Consider the following 21,676-nt stretch of genomic DNA (forward strand, 5'->3'; position numbering starts at 1 on the left):
GCCATGCTGTGCGGCCCGGCCTTTGCGCAGCAGGCTCAGGTGATGCCGACGCCTTTGCTGGCGGCGACCTCGCCGCTGGGCATGGCGCCAAGCGCGCCGGTCGGCGGCACCGGCATCCCGCTCGGCGCGACGGAAATCGCCTCACCCGGCGTGAGTCCCGCGCCGGCCGACCAGACTGGCACAATCGGCAGCATCGTGTGCTCGACGATCGGCACGGCACCGTCGACGATGTTCGGATCGGCTGCGACATTCGATGGCGGCGGCGTGGTAGTCGGGACGGTCACACCGCAGAGCACGATGTCCGCGATGCCGATGGCGGGAGCGCCAAATTCGTCAGGAATGTCGTCATCGGGCATGCCGTCGACATCGGCCCTGATCGACACCTCGGGTACATCGAGCATGTGCGGCGCCGGCTCGGGTAGTCTAGCAGCATCATCGACACCGATGTCTCCGGTGGCGCCAGGCGGCGTGGCGCGAACCGGCATTCCGATGGGCTCGACCGAGCTCGGCAATCTTGGGATTAGCTCCGCCGCGATGGTGCCAACCATCACCGTCGGACCCACCATCAGCACCATCGCGCCGACGATCCCGACGGTGCCCGCTGTCACGCTGCCGGCACCGAACACGACGGCCGTCGCCGCGTCCACCGACGCCATCACAGGGATACCGACCATCACAGGGGCGCCGAACACGATACCAGGCCTATCAGCCGCCGCCACGATGTTCCGTTGAGCGGAAACCCACGCGCGAGAAGCAGCCATGAAAATGAAATTTGCAATACCCGCCGTCCTGTTCGGTGCCGTCGCCGCCGGCGGCCTGCTCTACCTCACGCAGGCCAATGCGTTCAAAGCCGCGGTCGCGGCGGCGCCGCCACCTCCGGTTCCGGTCGTAGCCGGCGTGGTGGCGCAGCACGACGTGCCGATCTATCAGAACGGCGTCGGCACCGTGATCGCGTACAACACCGATGTCGTGCGAGCGCAGATCCAGGGCCAGCTCATCAGCATCAATTTCACCGAAGGGCAGACCGTCCATGCCGGCGACCTGCTCGCGCAAATCGATCCGCGTCCCTATCAAGCCCAGATCGACCAGTTCGAGGGCAATCTGGAGCGCGACCAGGCCCAGCTCACCAATGCCCGCGCCAATCTCGCGCGTTACAACCAACTCGGCGACAAAGGCTGGGCCACGCCGCAACTGATCGAAACCCAGAAGGCGCAGGTCGGCCAGCTCGAGGCCGCGATCAAGACCGACCAGGCGCTGATCGAGGCGGCCAAGGTGCAGCTCAGCTACACGAGGCTGACTTCGCCGATCGACGGCGTGGTCGGCATACGCCAGATCGACGTCGGCAACATCATCAGCCCGACGACAGCTAACGGGCTCGTCGTCGTGACGCAGCTCGATCCCATCTCGCTGATCTTCACGCTGCCGGAAGGCGTGCTGCCGCAGGTCCTCAAGCAACAGCAAGCGACCAAGACGCCGCTTCCGGTCCTCGCCTATAATCAAGATGACACCCTGCCGCTAGGCCGAGGCGAGCTCGCGCTGGTCAACAACGAGATACTGCAGACGACCGGCTCGATCCAGCTCAAGGCAACCTTTCCCAACAAGTCTCGCGAGCTGTGGCCGGGTGAACTGGTGAATGCGCGGCTGCTCGTCACGACCCGGCATAACGGTTTGACCGTCCCCGCTTCGGTCGTGCAGCAGGGACCAAACGGCGCCTATGCCTATGTCATCAAGCCCGACAGCACGGTAGCGATGCGCCCCATCAAGGTCGCACAGATCACCGATGGCGAGGCGCTGATCGATACCGGGCTGAAGGCCGGCGAGCAGGTCGTCGTCGACGGACAATATCGGCTGCAGCCGGGCACACATGTCAGGCTGCTGCACGGCGAAGCAGCCGAGGAAGCAGCGGCGCAGCAAGCACAACAGGCGACGATCCCATGAACATATCCGCGCCCTTCATCCACCGGCCGATCGCAACGGCGCTCCTGATGGTCGGCCTTCTCGTCGGCGGCCTCATCGCCTACCCGTTGCTGCCGGTCGCGGCGTTGCCGAATGTCAATTATCCGACGCTGCAGGTGACGGCGCAGTTGCCGGGCGCGGATCCGCAGACCATGGCGGCGTCGGTTGCGACACCGCTCGAACTCCAGTTCGGGCAGATTCCGGGTCTCCTCCAGATGACGTCGGCGAGCGCACTCGGCTTCACCCAGATCACGCTACAGTTCGATCTGAACCGCCAGATCGACGGAACGGTCAGCGACACGCTGTCGGCGATCAACGCCGCGAGTCCGTTTTTGCCGCCCGGCATTCCCTACCCGCCTACCATTCGCAAGGTCAATCCGGCGGACACGCCAATCCTGGTGCTCGGTCTCACATCGGACAGCCTGCCGCTGACCACGGTAGATGCGTACGCGGAAAACATTCTGCTGCAGAAGATATCGCAGATACCGGGCGTCGGCCTCGTCGGCATCGGCGGCCAGCAAAAGCCCGCCGTGCGCGTGCAGCTCGATCCGCAGGCGCTTGCCGCACGCGGCATCAATCTCGAGGATGTCCGCACGGCGCTCGGCCAAGCCAATGTCGATTTACCGAAAGGCACGCTCAACAGCCCGCGCCAGACCTATACGCTGAACACCAACGATCAGCTCCTGAAGGTGGAGGACTACGCCAATCTCGTAATCGCCTATCGAAACGGCTCGCCGGTTCGCATCCGCGACGTCGGTCGCGCCGTCAGCGCGCCGGAAAACGACCTGATCGCCGGCTGGTACAACAACCGGCGCGCGGTCATCCTGGCGATCCAGCGCCAGCCCGGTGCCAACGTCATCGACACCGTCGAGCGGATCAAGGCAGAGATGCCGGTGCTGCAGGCCTCGATCCCGCCCGCCATCAAGGTCAACGTCATCTCCGACCGCACCGATACGGTTCGCGCATCCATTCACGACGTTCAGTTCACGCTGATGCTGACAGTTGCGCTGGTGGTGATGGTGATCTTCATCTTCCTGAGGAACTTCTGGGCAACGGTCATCCCGGCGGTCACCGTTCCACTGTCGCTGATCGGCACGCTCGCTGTCCTCTACGAGCTCGGCTACAGCCTCGACAACCTGTCGCTGATGGCGCTGTCGATCGCCGTCGGCTTCGTGGTCGACGACGCCGTGGTCGTGATCGAGAACATCGTGCGTCACATGGAGGGCGGCGCCACGCCATTCGAGGCGGCGCTGAAGGGCGCCGGCGAGATCGGCTTCACCATCATGTCGATCACGCTGTCACTGATCGCGGTCTTTATTCCGCTGTTCCTGATGGGCGGATATGTCGGGCTGCTGTTCCGCGAATTTGCCGTCACCGTCAGCGTCGCCCTGGTGCTGTCGCTCCTGATCTCGCTGACCTTGACGCCAATGATGTGTGCGCGGCTGCTCAAGCCGGAAAACAGGACGCACGGACGGCTATTCCGCATCCTCGAAAGTGGCTTCAATTCACTCCTCGGAGTCTACGAGGCCGGTCTCAAGATCGTGCTTCGTCACCGTTTCATCACCCTGTTGACGATGTTTGCGACCATCGGGCTGACCGGCTATCTCTACGTCGTCATTCCCAAAGGCTTCTTTCCGCAGCAGGACACCGGGCTGATCATCGGCCTGTCCGAAGCCGCACAGGATATTTCCTATTCTGCGATGACCGAGCGCCAGCAGGCGCTGCTCAATGCCATCACGCGGGATCCGGCCGTCGCATCCGTCGGCTCGGCGATCGGCGCCGGCGGCGGCAACACCACGGTCAACAATGGCCGCATCTATATTGCGCTCAAGCCCTACAAGCAGCGCGACAGCATGGAAACGGTGCTCGCCCGCCTGCGCACCAACCTGGCCAAGATTCAGGGCATCACGCTCTACATGCAGGCCGCGCAGGACATCACCATCGGCGGACGCGTCTCGAAAACCCAGTATCAGTACACGCTGGGCGATGCCGATCCCGGTGAGCTGAATCACTGGGCTGCGCTGTTCCTCGACAGGATCAAGAAGGTCCCCGGCATCACCGACGTCGCGACCGACCAGCTCAATTCCGGTCCCCTGCTGGACATCTCCATCAAGCGCGAGGTGGCTTCGAGCTACGGCATCCTGCCCTTCACCATCGACAACACGCTCGATGACGCCTTTGGCCAGCGCATCGTCTCCACGATGTACACGACCCTGAACCAGTACCACGTGATCATGGAGGTCAATCCGAAATTCCAGTACTCGCCCGAGGCGTTGACCGGAATCTATGTCAAATCCTCAACCGGTCAGGAGGTGCCCCTATCGACGCTGGTCGACAGCGTGGTCAAGGTCGCTCCGCTCGTGGTCAATCACCAGGGACAGTTTCCGTCGGTGACGATCTCCTTCAACCTGCTCCCCGGCACGGCGATCGGCCAGGCGACCAGCGCCATCCAGAATATCGAGAAGCAGCTCGGCAAACCGCTTTCACTGCAGACCAGCTTCCAGGGCAACGCACAGGCGTTCGGCGATTCGTTGTCAACAACGCCGATCCTGATCGTGGCGGCGCTGTTCGTGATCTATCTTATCCTCGGCATCCTGTATGAGAGCCTGATCCACCCCATCACCATCATTTCGACGCTGCCGTCGGCGGGGCTCGGAGCACTGTTGTTGTTGATGGCGGTTCATCTCGATCTCAGCGTGATCGCGATCGTCGGCATCATCCTGCTGATCGGCATCGTCAAGAAGAACGGCATCATGCTGGTCGATTTCGCCCTGCATGTCGGCCAACAGGAGCGATTGTCGGCGGAAGACGCCATCTATCGCGCCTGCCTCATGCGATTCCGGCCGATCCTCATGACCACGATGGCAGCCATGCTTGCTGGCGTCCCCATGATGCTCGGCACCGGCGCGGGCTCCGAGATACGCCAACCGCTGGGGTACGCCATCGTCGGAGGACTGGCGGTGTCGCAGCTTCTCACGCTGTATACGACGCCGGTGGTCTACATCTATCTCGACAGGCTGCAGAGCTGGCTGTTCGGCAAGAAGAAGCCGGCGATCGAGGACGGCGCCAAGCCGATGCCGGCCGAGTGACGGGAGTTCCGGCCGTTCACTGAGACGCGATGAGATCCATCGACTATCAGGCTCTCTTCGGGTGTAAGGTCACAACCGAGCGCGAAGCTGCCTGTGCGCTCATCACCTCCTCAATGGCGGCCAGCAGCGCCGCCTGGTCGAACGGCTTGGAGATGCGAGGCAAGTGAGGCTGCGTCGAGCCGAGCAGTTCGGCATACCCTGTGCAGAGCACCACGGGCGTGCCGGGACGCTCGGCGGCCACTGCCTCGGCAAGCAGCAACCCGTTCATCCCCGGCATGGCGTAATCGGTCACCACGATGTCAATCTTCGGCATTCGGCGCAGAAGCTGGACTGCCTCCTCGCCGGAGCGTGCCTCGATCACGGCGTGGCCGAGATCGTCGAGCATCGCAGCGACACTGTCGAGGACGAGAAGATCATCGTCGACGACCAGCACGGAAAGGGCGCGGCTGCCGCGGGGCGCGGAACGCGGCGGCTCCGCCGCATGGGGCACCGGCAGCTTTTCGTCCTGAGAGGCGGGCAGCCAGATCTCGGCCGTGGTCCCTTCGCCGATGTGGCTCTTCAGCAGCAATACGCCTCCGGACTGTTCGGCCAACCCTTTCACCATCGAGAGGCCGAGACCGGTTCCCTTGCCGACGCCCTTGGTCGTAAAGAACGGCTCCTGCGCATGCTTGAGCGTCTCCTCGTCCATGCCGCATCCGGTGTCGCTCACCGAGAGCGCGACGTATCGTCCCTCGGCAAGGCCATCGATGGCATGCTCTTCGCGGGCAGCTATGCTGATGACCCCGCCACTGGCCGCGATCGCATCGCGCGCATTGACGGCGAGGTTGAGGATCGCGAGCTCGAGCTGATTGGCATCGACCTTCACCTTCGAAAGCTCGATCGGAAAACGGGTCTCGACCCGGATGGCTGGATCAAACTTCAGAAGCGCCGCCATTCCGCGCACCAGCTCCGGGACATCCACGACGACAGGCTTGAAATCCTGCTTGCGCGCGAACGCCAGCATGCGCTGGGTCAGCGAGGCGCCGCGCAGCGCACCTTGAATCGCGTTATCGAGCAGCCGGTGAATCCGGGGATCTTCCGGCTGGAGGCGCTTCTTCGCCAATTCGAGGCTGCCCAGGATCACGGCGAGTATGTTGTTGAAGTCGTGGGCGACGCCGCCGGTAAGCTGTCCGACAGTCTCCATCTTCTGCGATATCACGAGCGCATCGCGCGTGCGCTCCAGCGCTTCCTGGGCTCGGCGCCGTTCCGTCACGTCGCGCACGATCTTGGCGAAGCCGATGGCCTCGCCGCGCTCGTTTTGCACCACGCGTATCGTCGCCTCGGCCCAGAAGCGGCTGCCGTCCTTGCGAACGCGCCAGCCCTCGCCCGCCGACTTGCCTTCCCGCTCTGCGTCGTGAAGCACGGCATCAGGAACTCCGGACTTGCGGTCTTCGTCGGTGTGAAGGATGGCGTAGTGGGTACCTATGATCTCGTCGCCGTAGCCGATCAGCCGGCGCGCGCCGAGATTCCAGTTCGCCACCCGCCCTTCGGGGTCGAGCATGAAGATGGCGTGGTCGGCCACCCCCTCCACCAGCAGGCGAAACTTCTCCTCGCTCCGCCTAAGTGCCTCGGCTTCGCGATCGGCACGTTCTGCCGAGGCGCGGTCGTACACGGCCGCGGCGAGCCCGATGACGAGGACGACGATCGTGGTGCCGGCGACCAGGAACGCGAGCGGCGCCTGCCCAACCGCGCCGTGGGCTGCGCGGCCAAGAATGGCATCCGTGGCAACGAAGGAGGAGCCCCGCATGGCGGCGTAGTGCATCCCGGAGATCGCAAGGCCCATTACGGCACCGGCCGATATGCGCTCGAGCACGCTCGTCATGTGAAAGGCGAGGCGCAGCGCAATGATCGACGCGCCGATCGCAATGGCGATGGAAAGCACAACCCAGAGGGGATCGTAATGGATCGAAGCCGACATCCGCATGGCGCTCATGCCGGTGTAATGCATGCCGGAGATCGCGAGCCCCATTCCAATGCCGGAAACGACGAGCGCGTTCGACCGCTGACTTACGATGACGAACGCGGCTGCAGCGACCAAAATGGGAAGGGCGAGCGAGAGGAGCGTGAGGAGCGGATCGTAGGAAATTTCGACGCCGGGCAGGCTGAACGCCAGCATGGCCACGAAATGCATGGACCAGATGCCGCCGCCCATGGCGACGGCCGCAGCCCCAAGCCAGCCCAGGCTGGCGGAGCCGGAAGCAGCCCGCATGCGAGTCGCGAGATCCAGCGCCGTATAGGAAGAAAGCGCGGCGATCAGGACTGACAGCGCGACAAGAACGGGGTCATGGGTGCCTGGATGGTGATGCATTCCGTTGATGTCGCAAGGGAAGCATCTCAATAGCACCGTTCTTGAGGCCGTGCATTGTTTCCGCGCCGAATGGCAATTGAGGGTGCCGGGCTCGGCGGAGCGCCTGGCCGGGGCGGGAGGGATCGAACTTCCGAATGGCGGAATCGAAATCAGCCAAATTATCCAATGATTTCAAGGCGCCTTTGAAAAAAGCTCAAGACGGCCCGTAGCCTTTCAATAGCTTGGCAGCCGTTCCAAATAGAAGCAGCCTCCACAGGGGATCGGTCCGGCAACATCTAGGAGCAACTGCGCTGAATGGCCTGCGCGCGAATCAATGACTCTAGACCTATGGCTCTAAAGGTGTGGCTCTACTGCCTTTTAGCTTTTGGGCGGCGTCGCGGGGTTAGGGCGTGTACTCGTGAGCGCGGCTTTTGACGCCGAGTTCTTCTGCTTCACGGCGCCTCAACTTCCGATGATGCCGACCAGACGAGGGCGGCGGTGGTTTGCGAGCGGGCTCTCGGCCCGCAGGGCGCGCAGCCATTCGCGGAAGCTAACGACCTCGGGACAATCCGCGGTGCCCTCAGGTGCAATCAGCCAATCACCGAAACCGGATCCCTCATTGACCCGATCGCAGCGATAGCCCGGATGGTGGCCAAGACCGTGGGCTATCAGCAGGTCGATCTTGCCCTCGACCAACTCGTGCAAGCCGGCGGGCTGCAGCACCCGCAAAGCGATTTCCGCATGCGCGCTGCGAAAGTCCGCCAACTCGAGGCGGCGGAGGTCGAAGCTGCCGTGGACCCCCAACTGCAGCAACACCGCACCTGCCGGTTTCAATAGCGAGGTCGCGTCCGCAATGCGACGAAAACCATCGGATATCTCGGGCAGATAGGCCTGACCGGCCGCGGTCAGGATGAGTTGCTTATGCAGCCGCTCGAACAGGCGTATGCCGAGGCGCGCCTCCAGCGCTTTCACCTGCTGCCCCACAGCGGCGGGCGTCACGTGCAGCTCGTGCGCGGCCAGTTTGAAGCTGAGATGCCGCGCGGCGGCTTCGAATGCGCGGAGCGCGTTGAGTGGTGGAAGGGTGTAGGTCATCGCGCTGCAGCTTGACACTGATAGGCCGTGGCGTTGCAATAGATTTTCTAGTGCTTGGCTGAAGGAACGGTGCTTTGCGCTGACTTGGTGTCCCCGGTTACGGTCGGTTCGCAACGCCCTGAGATCCCATGCCCCGCCGACCAGGGGCGTGTACTCATAAATCGAAGTTCGTGAGCGCGGCTCGACCCAAGTCCGCTATCCGGCGAGTTGCAGACCCAAACCGGACACCGCTAGGTCCGAAAGGCGCAAGAAGCGGACCTGTAGCGGTGGATTGTCGAGTATGTTTGCAAATTGAGGTGTCCAATGGCTGAGATCATCCATCCCTTTTACGAGTCGCATCGCGGTGCAATGGAGGCCGCCATGCCATCGCCTCGACCTTGCCGAAGCGATGTTGTGCGAGCGCGCGCATCTATCCAATATTGATGGGATTAGGCAGGAGGTGATGGACGAATTCGAAATCGTGCTCACCCAAATGCCCTATGTCGGAGGCGCGGCAAGTCGTATGAGCGATTTCTTCATGCGTCTCATGGGCTTTATGGCCATCAGCCGAGTGCTCCGGCGACACGGCGTGTCGCTGTCCGTGATCGGCGAAATCGAACGAGAAACCTACAAGGCGCAATTGCTCACCGTGCCGGAAGCGGAACGTCTCGCCTCGGGGCGTCAATTCATGTCGTCAGAGAATCAGACTTTGCTGCGCGACCAGGCTATAAAAAGCGCTACAAAAAGCCATCAGAAAGAGTTTCCGGAAGATTTCATCTACGATTTCGTCGAGCCGGGCCCGAGTGACAATTTTGAATTCGGCATCAACTACAAAGCTTGCGGCTTTTGCAAATTTGCGGCTCGCCATGGAGATAAAGAAATCTTGCCGAACATATGTGGGCTTGATTTCGACGCCTATGCAACGCGAGGCATCCACCTGGAAAGGACACAAACGCTGGCTGGCGGCGCGAACCACTGCAATTTCCGATTCTCGCGGCTCCCGTCGGATTAGCCGTGGTACGCAAACAGCTCGATTGGGTCGTTGAAGCCGCGCACCGGATATTCCCCGACGCGTTCGAGATCGAAATCGTTTTCGACGAAATCAGCGAACGCGCGGGACAGCAGCACCGTTTTTCCCAACTGTTTGGTGAGGGCTTCGAGACGCGAAGCCATGTTGACCGCAGGACCGATGACCGTGAAGTCGAGCCGGCTGCGCGACCCGATATTGCCGTACATGACGTCTCCGACGTGGACGCCGATGCCGTAATTCAGCGGCTCACGACCGGTTTCGCTATTTTTTTCGTTGAGAGCAAGCATGGCCTGACGGGCTTCAGCCACGGCATGCAGCAGATTTGCGCAGGCCGACGACTGGCTGAGCGGAAAAATAGCAAGCAGGCCGTCGCCGATGAATTTCAGTATTTCCCCGCCATGTCGCGCAATCGGCTCCGACATCGCATCGAAATAGCCGTTCAGAAGATCAATGACGTCATCGCGCGGCCAGTTGTCGGAGATCCTGGTGAAATCACGCAGATCGCAGATCATGATGGCGGCGCGTACCGTCGTCCCGCTGCCCCGCCTAGTGGCACCGGCTAGAATGAGCTCGCTGGCATGCGACCCGACATAGGTTTCGAGCAGCGTTCGCGCCAACCGGTTCTTGACGCGGATTTCGCTGACCAGCGCCAGAACCGGCAACAGTTCCAACAGGCTGGCGATATGCGCATCGTCGAACCCTCCTGGCCGGTCGGTTGCAAAAGTCACGATGTGCCGCTTACCGAGCGTATGATACAGCGGCCACGCCACATAATCGGTCAGGCCTTTCGCACGCATCTCGTCAAAGACGGCGTGCTTGCGGCCCAGTGACGGGTCCCGTTCGAGATTTTCGCGTACCTCGGTGGCGCCGTCGTGGACTTCGTTGGCGGGACTACCGATGTACTCGGATCGCTCCCTGACGTCGTAGTCGACCCTCGCAATCTCCGCCTCGCGCATCCCGTCGGCCCACATGATCCGTGCGCCAAGCCATTGCGGATGGTGGATCAGAATATGAAGCGACGCCCGCTTGACCGGAACGCCTGCTCGCTGGAGCCGGATACACAGCTCAGCGAAAATGTTGTCAATGAAGCGCTCATCACGCGTGTCGTTTGTCAGCCAGTGCAGGACGTCCCGGTCAGAACGCGCGGTAACGGGATCGATTTTTGGCGGCGCGTTCATATCTTGCTCCTGAGCAGTGACCTGGATCGACGGTACAGGATATGTTGTGTCCCCGCGCGACCTCGTCAACGGAGTCCGCCGCAAATCTGCTTGTGCGCATTGATAGCGTTGGTGAATTTCCCGCGTTCAGAATGCCGCAGCTGGCTCGCGGCGACCGGGTGTGTCCTTCGCGTCGGCCAGCAAAAGCCGGTCAGCGACGCTGACGTCCAGCGATTGAACGCACGCTAATGCCCGACGAAAACGGGCTTGCGCTTGTCGATGAAGGCGCGCACCGCCTCCTTGTGATCCGCCGTTCGCGCGGAGCGGACCATGTATTCCGCTTCCTGGTCCATCGAATCCAGAAGGTCGGCCGTCAAGGCATGGTCAAGGTTGTCCTTCATGCCGGCCATAGCTTGCGAGGGACCCTCAGCCAAGGACCTTGCAAGCGCAAATGCAACGTCGCGAAGCTCGGCATCGGCGACCACCCGATTGACAAGCCCCAGGGTTTCGCAGCGGCGTGCCTCGATCCGCTCCGACAGAAACATCAACTCGCGTGCCCGGGACGTCCCCACCAGCCGCGTCAGCAGCCAGGCGATGCCGTAGTCTCCCGTCAGGGCGATGCGGGCATATCCTGTCGTCATCACAGCCGATTCTGCGGCGATTCGAATGTCGCAGGCGAGCGCGAGCGCAAGCCCTGCGCCTGCCGCAGGTCCGGGAAGCGCTGCAATCGTCGGCTTGCGCAATCCCACCAACGCACCCGTAAGTGTGCGCTGCTTGATGCGCAAATCGGCGACCCGCTCATCGATCGGCGCTTCGGCTTTGGCAGCATTGCTCCCCATACCCTTGACGTCGCCGCCAGCGCAAAAAGCAGCGCCAGCCCCCGTGATGAGCAATGCGCCGACGCTGGAATCCTCGCCGCACTGCCGGATCATGCGCCGCAGCGCGGGGGTCAGTTGATCGGACAAGGCGTTGCGCGCCTCGGGCCGGTTCAGCGTGATCAACGCGACGCGGTTCCGGATTTCACACAGCAGCTCACCTGTTCCGGTATCGACCTCGATCCGATCTTCTGTCATTCGCGCTGCTCCCGTCGTGCCTTCACGCGACCTTCAGGGCTGCCTCGCTATCCGCGTCCAGGAATCCCGTCAACCGGCCCCTGATCAGTCGCTCGGTATCCGCCATGATCCGGTCGATCAGTTCCTTCACGGTCGGAATGTCGTGAATGAGGCCTGCGACCATGCCGCAACTCCAGGCGCCCGCGTCCATATCGCCCTCGATCATCACCTTGGGATAGACTCCAGCGACCTGCTCGTGGATGTCGCCAATCTTCAGACTTGCGCCCTTCTCGCGCTCAACCTCCAGCAACTGGTCGACGCCCTTGTTCTTCAAGACGCGCTCCGTATTGCGCAGCGCGCGCATGACCAGCACGGTGTCGAGTTCGGTCGCCTTGACCAAGGCCTGCTTTACATTGTCGTGGACTGGCGCCTCCTTCGTGGCGATGAAGCGGGTGCCCATGTTCATGCCGGCGGCCCCCATCGACAGCGCCGCGACGAGGCTCCGCGCATCGGCCATGCCGCCGGACGCCACAAACGGAATCTTCAGCTCGTCCGCCGCACGGGGCAGCAGGATCATGTTCGGAATATCGTCCTCGCCGGGATGGCCGCCGCATTCGAAGCCATCAACGCTGACAGCGTCGCAGCCAATCTTCTCGGCCTTGAGCGAGTGCCGCACTGAGGTGCATTTGTGGATCACCTTGATGCCGGCGGCTTTCAGCGCCGGCATATATTGCTCGGGGCTGCGGCCGGCGGTCTCCACGGCCTTGACGCCGCCTTCCTTGATAGCGGCGATATATTCCGGGTATGGCGGCGCGGTGAAGCTCGGCAGAAAGGTCAGGTTCACACCGAACGGCTTGTCGGTCATGCCGCGGCAGCGCGCGATTTCCTTCGCTAGCAATTCCGGCGTCTTCTGGGTGAGGCCGGTGATGATGCCAAGACCGCCGGCATTCGACACCGCGGCGGCAAGCTCGGCGAAGCCGACATAGTGCATTCCGCCCTGGATGATCGGATGTTCGATGCCGAACATTTCGGTAATTGCAGTCTTCACGCGTGCCTCCAATGTGTTTTGAAAGAGCTCTAGTCTAGCCGGTTTGTTGTTTGTCAGTGGACAATTTCGAGGAGGCCCGCGGCGCCCATGCCGCCGCCAATACACATGGTAACAACAGCATACTTGGCCTTGCGCCGACGCCCCTCGATCAAAGCATGGCCGGTCAGCCGCGCGCCGGTCATGCCGTAGGGATGACCGACCGCGATCGATCCGCCATTGACGTTGAGCTTTTCCGGATCGATCCCAAGCTTGTCGCGACAATAGATCACCTGCACTGCGAATGCTTCGTTCAACTCCCAGAGATCGATATCATCGACCTTGAGTCCGTGTCGCTTGAGCAGCCGGGGCACGGCATAGACCGGGCCAACTCCCATCTCGTCCGGCTCGCAACCCGCCGCAACAAAGCCGCGGAAGATACCGAGAGGCTTTAATCCTTTCTGCGCGGCCAGCTTGTCGCTCATGATGACTGCGGCACTGGCGCCGTCCGAGAGCTGGCTCGCGTTGCCGCCAGTAATAGTGAAGCCCGGCCCCTTGGCCGGCTTGACACCTGCGAGACCTTCGGCGGTCGTATCGGGACGCGGCCCCTCGTCCGCCGATAGCGTCACCTGCTGATAGGATACAGCGCCGCTCGCCTTGTCCGTGACCGCCATCGTAGTCTTGATCGGCGCGAGTTCGTCGCTGAAGCGGCCGCCCTGTTGGGCGGCGGCTGTCCGGCGCTGGCTCTCGAGGCTGTATTCGTCCTGGCGTTCGCGCGAGATGTCGTAGCGCTTCGCAACGATCTCGGCAGTATCCAGCATCGCGATGTAGGCGTCTCCCTTCATCGCGAGCAGTTCCGGATCGACGGCATGAAAGCTGTTGAACTGGGCGTTCTGGACCAGGCTGATGGATTCACCGCCGCCGCCGATGGCAACCTCCACGCCATCGAAGATGACCGAACGCGCAGCCAGGGCAATTGCTTGCAGGCCCGACGCGCATTGGCGGTCGATGGTGGTTCCGGCCACGCTGACCGGAAGTCCGGCACGCAGCAGCGCCTTGCGCGCAATGTTCACACCCGTGGCGCCCTGCTGCATGGCGCAACCCATCACGACATCTTCGACCTCGCCGCCCTCGATCTTCGCACGCGACAACGCAGCGGAAATGGCATGACCCAGCAACGTCGCGCCTTCCGTATGATTGAGGGCACCCTTGTAAGCCTTGCCAATCGGCGTGCGAGCAGTCGAGACGATTACGGCTTCGGTCATTGTTTACCTCGGGTCAGGGCGCGGCAATCGATTTGCTGCGTTGGGAGGGAGATTCAGCTCTGCTGCGCGTACCGCATCAAATGATAGGTCGGATCGCCGAACTGGACGTTGATGGAGCTTATTCGCTTGAAGTAGTGGCCGACGTTCAGCTCGTCGCTCATGCCCATACCGCCGTGCAGTTGCACGGCCTGCTCCGCGACGAAGCGCGCGGCGTAGCCGACCTTGGTCTTGGCGCCGGACGCAAGTTTCGATCCGTTCGGTTCCTTCGATGCCAGGCTTAGATTCAAATGCTGAGTGAGCGAAATCGATTCCTCAAGCGCGATGAACATGTCGACCATGCGGTGCTGCAGCACCTGAAACGTTCCCAGCGCAACCCCGAACTGCTTGCGCGTCTTGCTGTATTCGAGCGTCGCAGAGTTCAGCTCCGTCATGGCACCGACGGCTTCCGCGCAAAGGGCCGCGATGGCGCGATCGCGAGCCGCCTCCAGGGCAGCGACGCCCTCGCCTTCGTTTCCCAGCATCTGGCTGGCCGGCACTTCGACTTTCATCAGCGTGAGTTCAGCGGCGCGCCGACCGTCGATCGTCTTGAAGCTCTGCAGGTGAAGATTGGCCGCATGGCGATCTACGACAAACAGACTTACGCCGTCGCGATCGCGTTGCTGGCCCGAGGTGCGCGCCGAAACGATCAGCTTGTCGGCCCAGGGCGCACCGACCACCGCAGCTTTGGTTCCGCTCAGAACAAATGTGTCTCCTTGGCGGCGTGCAGTGGTGGTGACGTTGTGGAAATCATAACGTGACCGTCCCTCCGCCCACGCCAGCGCCCATATCGCATACCCCTCCATGATCTTCGGCAGGAACGCCTGGCGCTGCTCGGCCGAGCCGACGTCCTCGATCAGGCCACCGGCGAGGACAACCGTCTCAAGAAACGGCTCGACGACGAGGTTGCGGCCGAACTCCTGCATCACGATCATCGTCGCAAGCGAGCCGCCACCAAGGCCGCCCGCGCTTTCCTGGAACGGCGCGGCGCAAAGCCCCAGTTCGGCAAAGGATCTCCAGTGCCTGCGGCTCCAGCCCTCATCGGTCGCAACGATCTTGCGACGCTCGTCGAAATCGTACTGCTCGCGCAGGAAGCGTTGAATGCTGGAACGCAGCAGTTCCTGTTCTTCCGTCAACTGAATATCCATCCGATGCCTCGTGCGATGTTGTCAGAGACCCAAAACAGCTTTCGCGATGATGTTGCGCTGGATTTCGTTCGATCCCCCGTAAATGCTGAGCTTGCGGGAGTTCAGGTACTTTTCGGTCGCGGTGTGCCCGTAGTCTGGCCCCGGCATGAAGCGGTTGGCGCTTACCGGGTGCTCACGGATGGCCAGAGCGTAATTGCCGATCGCCTGGTGCGTCAGGTCGGTGATGCGCTGGAATATCTCGGTGCCGCGGATCTTGAACAGCGACGCGGCCGGCCCCGGATCGATGCCGCGTGACATCTGAGCCACGATACGCAGTTCGGTTGCCTCCAGCGCCAGCACATCGAGCTCGACGCGCGCGATCTCCCTGATGAATTCCCCGAAGGACGGATCATCCTCGCCGATCTCGGTTCTCACGATCTGCTTGAGACGCCCGAGATACCGAGTGGACCGGCCGATCCCGGCCATGCTGGTACGCTCGTTGCCCAACAGGAATTTGGCGTAGGTCCAGCCCTTGTTCTCCTCGCCGATCAAATTCTCCACGGGGACGCGCACGTCCTCGAGGAACACGTCGTTGACTTCATGCGATCCGTCGATGGTGATGATGGGCCGCACGGTGACGCCGGGCGAATTCATGTCGATCAGGAGGAACGAGATGCCCGCCTGGGGCTTTGCGGCAGGATCCGTGCGCACCAGGCAGAAAATCCAGTCGGCATGCTGGGCCAGCGTCGTCCAGGTCTTGTGGCCGTTAACGATGTAGTGGTCGCCGTCGCGCACCGCCTTGGTGCGAACGGACGCAAGGTCGGAGCCTGAGCCCGGCTCCGAATAGCCCTGGCACCACCAGTCGTCACCGGAGAGGATTCGCGGCAGAAACTTCTGCTTCTGCCCATCGTTGCCGAAGGTGTAGATGACCGGACCGACCATGGTGATGCTGAATGCGAGCGGCGGCAGCGTCCCGGCGCGTGAGGTCTCCTGTTCAAAGATGAAGCGCTGTGTGACCGACCAGCCCGGGCCGCCATATTCCTTGGGCCAGAGCGGCGCGATCCAGCCCTTCTTGTAGAGGATCCTGTGCCACAGCAGCGACTGCTCCTTGGTCAAATCGGTCTCGGGGTTTGGAACGCGCATTTCCGGCGGATAGTTCTCCGCGATAAAAGCACGCACCTCGTCACGAAACGCAGCGTCCTCGCTGGAAAGGTCGAGCTCCATCGTGCGAGGCTCCTTACCACTTCTCGCCGAACGGACGGATCTCCAGTTCGAAGGTCCAGGCGCTGCGCGCCTGCTGATAGAGCAGCCAATAGGATTCCGCGACCGAGGACGGCGGCATCAAGGCGTCGGGGTTATCCAGCGCGTTCGGACCGAGTGCCTCGATCCGTCGCTGGCGCACCCACTCGGTGTCGACGCCGGAATCAATGATGAGATGCGCCACGTGGATGTTCTTGGGCCCCAACTCGCGAGCGGCCGCCTGGGCGACGGCCCGCAAGCCGAACTTGGCGCTGGCAAAGGCTGCATAACCCGTTCCACCACGGAGACTCGCCGTCGCTCCAGTGAAGAAGATATTGCCCTTGCCCCGCGGCAGCATGAGCCGCGCCGCTTCACGCCCAGCGAGGAAGCCGGAATAACAGGCCATTTCCCACACCTTGCGGAACACGCGCTCGGTGGTTTCCAGAATCGGAAAATTGACGTTGGCGCCGATGTTGAAGATACAGACCTCGAGAGGCGCATGCTTGTCGGCGTCTCCAAGGAAAGAGATGATTTCCTCCTCCTTGCGTGCGTCGAGCGAGCGCGCGTGAATTTCGCCGCCGGCCTTCTCGATCTCCCTTACCAACGGCTCGAGCTTGGCCCCGTTACGCCGCCCGGCAAACACGGTGAAGCCCTCTGAGGCGAACTTCTTTGCGATCTCGCCGCCGATGTAGTCCCCGGCGCCGATCACGGCCACGGTTGCGTTTCTCTTTTGCAAGGGTCTTCTCCCGGTCAGGTTAGATCTGCTGTCTACGAAGTGGAGCCGTCTGCGCCGGTGGAGCTTCGTCACCCTCGCGTAAAGACTCCGCCAGCTTATGCTTGAGTATCTTGCCGGTCGAAGTGGCCGGCAAGGCATCGAGGACGATGATTTCGGATGGCCGCTTGTAGGAGGTGAGCTGAAATCGGATGAAGCCCATCAGATCGGTCGGCGTCGCGCGCGACCCCGGCAGCAACTGTACAAAGGCGACAATCTCCTCATTGCCATCGGCCGGACGGCCGACGACGGCGCATTGCACCACGTCCTTGTGTGAACTGAGGACCGCTTCCACCTCGGCGGGATAAACGTTGAAGCCGGAGCGGATGATCATTTCCTTGGTGCGGCCGACGACATAGAGGCAATCGCCGTCGAAGCGCGCCAGATCGCCGGTATTGAACCAACCCTCGCTGTCGATCACTTTGGCCGTCAGTTCCGGCGCGCGATAATAGCCGCGCATCACATTGCGTCCGCGAACGTGAAGTTCTCCGACTTCACCCTTTGACAGCGGTATGCCGTCGATTGTTCTGATGCGCCCCTCTACTCCCGGCAGCAGCGTGCCAACCGCCTGGTCGGACCGCGGCGCATCGAAGCGCACGCCGGATATTCCGGGCGAACATTCAGTGATCCCATAGCCGTTGAGGAGCGGAAGGCCGAACTCCTTCTCTACACGCAACTTCAAATTCAGGTCGACCGGCGCGCCGGCAACGGAAATCAAGCGCAACGAGCCCCGATCGAGCCGCTTCGGACCCGATACGCTCTTGTATTCCAGCAGGCGTTGATAGGTGGCGGGCACGCCGTTGAGAATGGTGATATCCTCCTCCGCGATCGCCTTGGCGGTAGCCGCCGGATCGTACTTGTTGACCATCCGCACCGTGCCGCCGACCATCAGCGTCATGATCAGGAGCGAGATGCCGACGATATGCGAGATCGGCAACACCAGATAGATCTTGTCGTCTCGATCCATCTTACGGAAAAGCGCCGTGGTCTTGGCGCTGATCAGCAGGTTTTCGTGAGAGAGCATTACCCCCTTCGGTGTCCCGGTTGTTCCCGAAGTGTAGATCAGCACCGCGACTTGTTTTGCCGGATCGGCCTCCACCGGCTCGACAGTGGCGCTTTCGTTCAGCGGGCCGACGCCAATCTCCCGCAGCGCGCCAATTTGCCGGTTCTCCGCACCATAGCGTGATGCGTGCGCCGCGGCCTCTTTCGAAACACCTGACGTAAAGAACATCCGGCGGGCGCCGCTATGATCGCGGATCTGGTCCAACTCGCGCGCCGACAATCGCGGGTTGGCCACGATTGCCCAGGCGTCGAGCCGGCTCGCCGCAAGCAGCAAGGCCGCCAGCGCGATGCAGTTTTCGCTGACGATCATCATACGATCGCCTGCTCGCACCCCGAGCGAGGAGAGAACGACGGTGATCTCGGCGACCCGCCCGTCCAGGTCACGACAGCTCCAGGCAGCGCCATCTTCGATCAGGGCGATTCGGTCCGGGGCATTGACGACGTGGCCAGTCGTTATTTCATGGATGCGGCGCGGCAGCCCCGCAGCAATCTCATCGATATCGATTGCCCCTGAAAGACCCGTCACCGTCAACCTCCCGAACAGCCAACGTCGCCCTTGCTGCGTCGCGTGCGATCAAAGTTAACGTTCTTTTTTAGAACTCGTCAATTGTTAATTCGTCTTGTGGTGTCCACGGCTCAAAAGAGGCAGCATGCCTGTCGTTTTCAAGGGTCCTCGAAAAGCTCGTTTACAACGAGGCCGATAAGAGCTACCCATAAGTACCAAATAAGAACTAATGGGAGAGGCGAGAATGGCGGAAGGTCGCGGCGTTGCAATACTCGTGGGAGCGGGCGACGCCATCGGCGCGGCTGTCGCGCGTCGCTTTGCAAAAGGGGGCTACACCGTTTGTATCTGCCGGCGTGACGCAGCCAAATCCCAGGGACTAGTGGATGAACTCGCCGCTGCGGGCCATCATATCCACGCTTTCAGCGTCGATGCTCGCCAGGAAGCGGAAGTTCAAAAGCTTTTCTCCGACGTCGAGAGCAACATCGGGCCGATCGAGGTCTGCCTTTTCAATGCCGGATCGAATGTCAACAAGCCCCTCGTGGAGACCACGGAAAAGCTGTTCTTTAAGGCGTGGGAGCTGGCCTGCTACGCGGGATTCCTGGTCGGACGCGAGGCCGCGCGCGTCATGCTGCCGCGTGGGCGCGGCACTATCTTCTTTACTGGTGCGACCGCCAGTGTCCGTGGCGGCCAGGGGTTTGCGGCATTTTCATCGGCGAAGTTTGGACTTCGAGCGGTCGCCCAGGCCATGGCGCGCGAGCTGGGGCCGAAGAACATCCACGTGGTCCATCTCATCATTGACGCCGGCGTGGATAGCGAAGCCATTCATCAACGCATGAAAGCGGCGAAGGGAATCGAGGCAAGCGAGATTCCACAGGACAGTCTGACGAAGACGTCTTCCATCGCCGAGGCCTATTGGTTCGCCCATCAGCAAAGCCGAGACGGCTGGACCCATGAACTCGACCTTCGTCCGTCCGTGGAGAAATGGTGATGAGCGCAACACCCGATCTAACCCTATGGGGCGTTGGGACAAGCCGCACCATCCGCCCGCACTGGGCCATGCACGAGCTTGGCTTGTCCTACAAAGTCAAGCCGATCGGACCGCGAACCGGCGAGACCAAGACGGCCGAATACACCAGGCTCAATCCCCGCCAGAAGATCCCCTTGCTGCAGGACGGCGACTTCTGCATCGGAGAAAGCGCCGCGATTGTCGCCTATCTGTCGCGAACCTATTCGACGCCCGACCGTTCGCTGATTCCCGAAACCCAGCGCGAGTTAGCCGCGTGGCTCGAATGGTGCTTCTTTATCGTGGCTGAGCTCGATTCTACGAGTCTCTACGTCATGCGCCGGCATCGCGCGGATGCACTGGGACATATCTATGGAGTTGCGCCCGAAGTTGTCGCACAGGCCGGCGAATATTTCCGGCAACAATTGCGACACGTGGAGGTCGCGCTGGCAGACGGCCGGACATTCCTGATGGGTGACCAATTTACCAGCGCCGACATCCTGCTTACGACGTGCCTCGATTGGGCCGTCGCCTACGGCGTCTGCATTTGCGACAACGCGCAGCCTTACCTTGAGCGCATCCAAAGCCGAGCGGCCTATCAGCAAGCCGTCGCGGCGAATGTCCCGGTGGCACCGATCACGCCGGCGGCGGCGAAGGTCTGAGGGCCGATCGCCGGTCGCGAAGGCTTCGGATTAGACGGCCACGCGCACGGTGCGTTCGGCGACCATCTTGTCGATGGCGCTGTCGTCATACCCCAATTCGCGCAACACGTCGCGCGAATGCTCACCGACCCTCGGCGCCGGTCCGCCAATTGCAGCCTCGTTGATTTCGAAGCGAGCCGCGGGCTTGGGCTGCCGCACCCGGCCGACTTTCGGCTGATCAAATTCTGCGATGATACCGCGCGCCACCACCTGCTCATTGTGGATGATTTCGCTCCGCCGCAGGATTGGAGCGCAGGGTACATCCGCGGCATCCAGTCGCTCCAGCCATTCGGCGGTGGTATGCTGGCTGATATACTCAGCCATCTTGTTGATGCGGGCCGTAGCGTTGACCGAACGCGCCGATGGCGTCGCGAACCGGGGATCGTTGGCAAGCTCGGGATCGCCGGATGCCCGGCAGAACCCCTGCCATTCGGAATCCGAAATCGTGCCGGCGGTGATGTAGCCATCACTGGTCTTGAACACCAGATCCGGCCGATCGTTTGGATCGGCTGCGGCGGCCTCGGCCCCCACCACCGTATACTGCATCATACCTTCGGGCCACAGGTAGGAAATCATCGCATCCAGCATCGCGACCTGAATATGATCGCCCTGCCCGGTTTTCTCGCGGGCATAGAGCGCTGCCGCCACCGCCTGCGCAGTGAACACTGCAGTGGTCTTGTCGCATACGATCGTGCGGATCATTTGCGGACGGTTCGTTACCGGCTGCGACTGGATATCGGCGAAGCCCGACAGGCCCTGAATGATCGGGTCATAGACGCGCTTCTTTACATACGGGCCGGTATCGCCGACGCCGCTGATCGAGACATAGATCAGGCGCGGATGGCGCTGGCGCAATTCTTCTACGCCTAAACCGAGGCGCTCCATGGTACCGGGCCGAAAGTTCTGCACCAGCACGTCGGCCTGCGCGACCAGCCTGGTGAGCACCTCACGGCCACCCGTGCTCTTGACGTCGATCGACAGCGAACGCTTGCCGCGGTTAGAAGAGATGAACAGCGCGGAGAACTCGCCGTCCTTGTCGATGGTGGCCCGGCTGCGGCGCGTAATATCGCCGCCGATCGGCTCGATCTTCAGCACGTCGGCGCCCTGGTCCGCCAGAAACATGGTCGCGAACGGGCCCGACACCACGCCGGTCAGGTCGAGGACTCGAACACCGCTAAGCGGGCCAGGCATTGACATTCTCCCTGAGTTCACTTTTGCTTTGGGTCCGGGAGTTTGGCTTTTAGCACTCAATCCGGACCCT

At 62.0% G+C, this 21,676-nt stretch carries 16 protein-coding genes and 1 pseudogene; 5 read left to right on the top strand and 12 right to left on the bottom strand.

Going from position 1 to position 21,676, the window contains the following annotated elements; all coding sequences use genetic code 11:
- Positions 1 to 35: 35 nt before the first annotated feature.
- Complete coding sequence (locus CQ13_RS13210; protein ID WP_156433649.1) at positions 36 to 761, bottom strand: hypothetical protein; 726 nt, start codon at positions 759 to 761, stop codon at positions 36 to 38.
- Here CQ13_RS13210 and CQ13_RS13215 point away from each other — a divergent pair.
- Positions 760 to 1,938 carry an efflux RND transporter periplasmic adaptor subunit gene (locus tag CQ13_RS13215; RefSeq protein WP_057843302.1) on the top strand — a complete coding sequence of 393 codons (1,179 nt, stop codon included), beginning with the start codon at positions 760 to 762 and terminating at the stop codon, positions 1,936 to 1,938. The genes CQ13_RS13210 and CQ13_RS13215 overlap by 2 nt on opposite strands.
- On the top strand, positions 1,935 to 5,045 hold the full coding sequence (locus CQ13_RS13220; protein ID WP_057843303.1) for an efflux RND transporter permease subunit: 3,111 nt from the start codon (positions 1,935 to 1,937) through the stop codon (positions 5,043 to 5,045). The genes CQ13_RS13215 and CQ13_RS13220 overlap by 4 nt, the downstream gene beginning before the upstream one ends.
- A 46-nt stretch (positions 5,046 to 5,091) precedes the next feature.
- Here the strand turns inward: CQ13_RS13220 and CQ13_RS13225 are convergent, their stop codons facing one another.
- Both CQ13_RS13225 and CQ13_RS13230 read right to left on the bottom strand, forming a co-directional pair.
- On the bottom strand, positions 5,092 to 7,392 hold the full coding sequence (locus tag CQ13_RS13225; RefSeq protein ID WP_057843304.1) for an MHYT domain-containing protein: 2,301 nt from the start codon (positions 7,390 to 7,392) through the stop codon (positions 5,092 to 5,094).
- 441 nt (positions 7,393 to 7,833) lie between these two features.
- A complete protein-coding gene (locus CQ13_RS13230; protein ID WP_057843305.1) occupies positions 7,834 to 8,463 on the bottom strand; it encodes a LysR family transcriptional regulator in 630 nt (209 codons plus the stop codon).
- 303 nt (positions 8,464 to 8,766) lie between these two features.
- Here CQ13_RS13230 and CQ13_RS13235 point away from each other — a divergent pair.
- Positions 8,767 to 9,454, top strand: a pseudogene (locus CQ13_RS13235) (L-2-amino-thiazoline-4-carboxylic acid hydrolase).
- Here CQ13_RS13235 and CQ13_RS13240 read toward each other — a convergent pair.
- From CQ13_RS13240 to CQ13_RS13275, 8 genes are all read right to left on the bottom strand, one after another.
- A complete protein-coding gene (locus tag CQ13_RS13240) occupies positions 9,451 to 10,650 on the bottom strand; it encodes an adenylate/guanylate cyclase domain-containing protein (protein ID WP_057843306.1) in 1,200 nt (399 codons plus the stop codon). The pseudogene CQ13_RS13235 and the gene CQ13_RS13240 sit on opposite strands and share 4 nt — an antisense overlap.
- Positions 10,651 to 10,874: 224 nt before the next feature.
- On the bottom strand, positions 10,875 to 11,702 hold the full coding sequence (locus CQ13_RS13245; protein WP_057843307.1) for an enoyl-CoA hydratase-related protein: 828 nt from the start codon (positions 11,700 to 11,702) through the stop codon (positions 10,875 to 10,877).
- 22 nt (positions 11,703 to 11,724) lie between these two features.
- Complete coding sequence (locus CQ13_RS13250) at positions 11,725 to 12,729, bottom strand: NAD(P)H-dependent flavin oxidoreductase (protein WP_057843308.1); 1,005 nt, start codon at positions 12,727 to 12,729, stop codon at positions 11,725 to 11,727.
- Between the two features lie 53 nt (positions 12,730 to 12,782).
- Positions 12,783 to 13,970, bottom strand: a complete 1,188-nt coding sequence (locus CQ13_RS13255; protein WP_057843309.1) for an acetyl-CoA C-acyltransferase — start codon at positions 13,968 to 13,970, stop codon at positions 12,783 to 12,785.
- A 53-nt stretch (positions 13,971 to 14,023) separates the two neighbouring features.
- The gene (locus tag CQ13_RS13260; protein ID WP_057843310.1) at positions 14,024 to 15,154 is read right to left on the bottom strand and encodes an acyl-CoA dehydrogenase family protein; all 1,131 of its coding nucleotides are present in this window, start codon (positions 15,152 to 15,154) and stop codon (positions 14,024 to 14,026) included.
- 21 nt (positions 15,155 to 15,175) lie between these two features.
- Positions 15,176 to 16,357 carry an acyl-CoA dehydrogenase family protein gene (locus CQ13_RS13265; protein WP_057843311.1) on the bottom strand — a complete coding sequence of 394 codons (1,182 nt, stop codon included), beginning with the start codon at positions 16,355 to 16,357 and terminating at the stop codon, positions 15,176 to 15,178.
- A gap of 13 nt (positions 16,358 to 16,370) precedes the next feature.
- On the bottom strand, positions 16,371 to 17,108 hold the full coding sequence (locus tag CQ13_RS13270; RefSeq protein ID WP_057843312.1) for an SDR family oxidoreductase: 738 nt from the start codon (positions 17,106 to 17,108) through the stop codon (positions 16,371 to 16,373).
- Between the two features lie 19 nt (positions 17,109 to 17,127).
- Positions 17,128 to 18,732 (bottom strand): class I adenylate-forming enzyme family protein, encoded by a 1,605-nt coding sequence (locus tag CQ13_RS13275; protein WP_057843535.1) that lies wholly within the window; start codon positions 18,730 to 18,732, stop codon positions 17,128 to 17,130.
- A gap of 223 nt (positions 18,733 to 18,955) precedes the next feature.
- Between CQ13_RS13275 and CQ13_RS13280 the strand changes: the two genes are divergently transcribed.
- Positions 18,956 to 19,699: an SDR family NAD(P)-dependent oxidoreductase gene (locus CQ13_RS13280; protein ID WP_057843313.1), complete on the top strand. Its 744-nt coding sequence runs from the start codon at positions 18,956 to 18,958 to the stop codon at positions 19,697 to 19,699.
- Positions 19,699 to 20,376: a glutathione S-transferase family protein gene (locus CQ13_RS13285; protein WP_057843536.1), complete on the top strand. Its 678-nt coding sequence runs from the start codon at positions 19,699 to 19,701 to the stop codon at positions 20,374 to 20,376. The genes CQ13_RS13280 and CQ13_RS13285 overlap by 1 nt, the downstream gene beginning before the upstream one ends.
- Before the next feature lie 30 nt (positions 20,377 to 20,406).
- Here the strand turns inward: CQ13_RS13285 and CQ13_RS13290 are convergent, their stop codons facing one another.
- Positions 20,407 to 21,606, bottom strand: coding sequence for a CaiB/BaiF CoA transferase family protein (locus CQ13_RS13290; protein WP_057843314.1), 1,200 nt, complete (start codon positions 21,604 to 21,606; stop codon positions 20,407 to 20,409).
- Between the last annotated feature and the right edge of the window lie 70 nt (positions 21,607 to 21,676).

The organism is Bradyrhizobium retamae, assembly GCF_001440415.1.
GTDB classification, from domain to species: Bacteria; Pseudomonadota; Alphaproteobacteria; order Rhizobiales; family Xanthobacteraceae; genus Bradyrhizobium; species Bradyrhizobium retamae.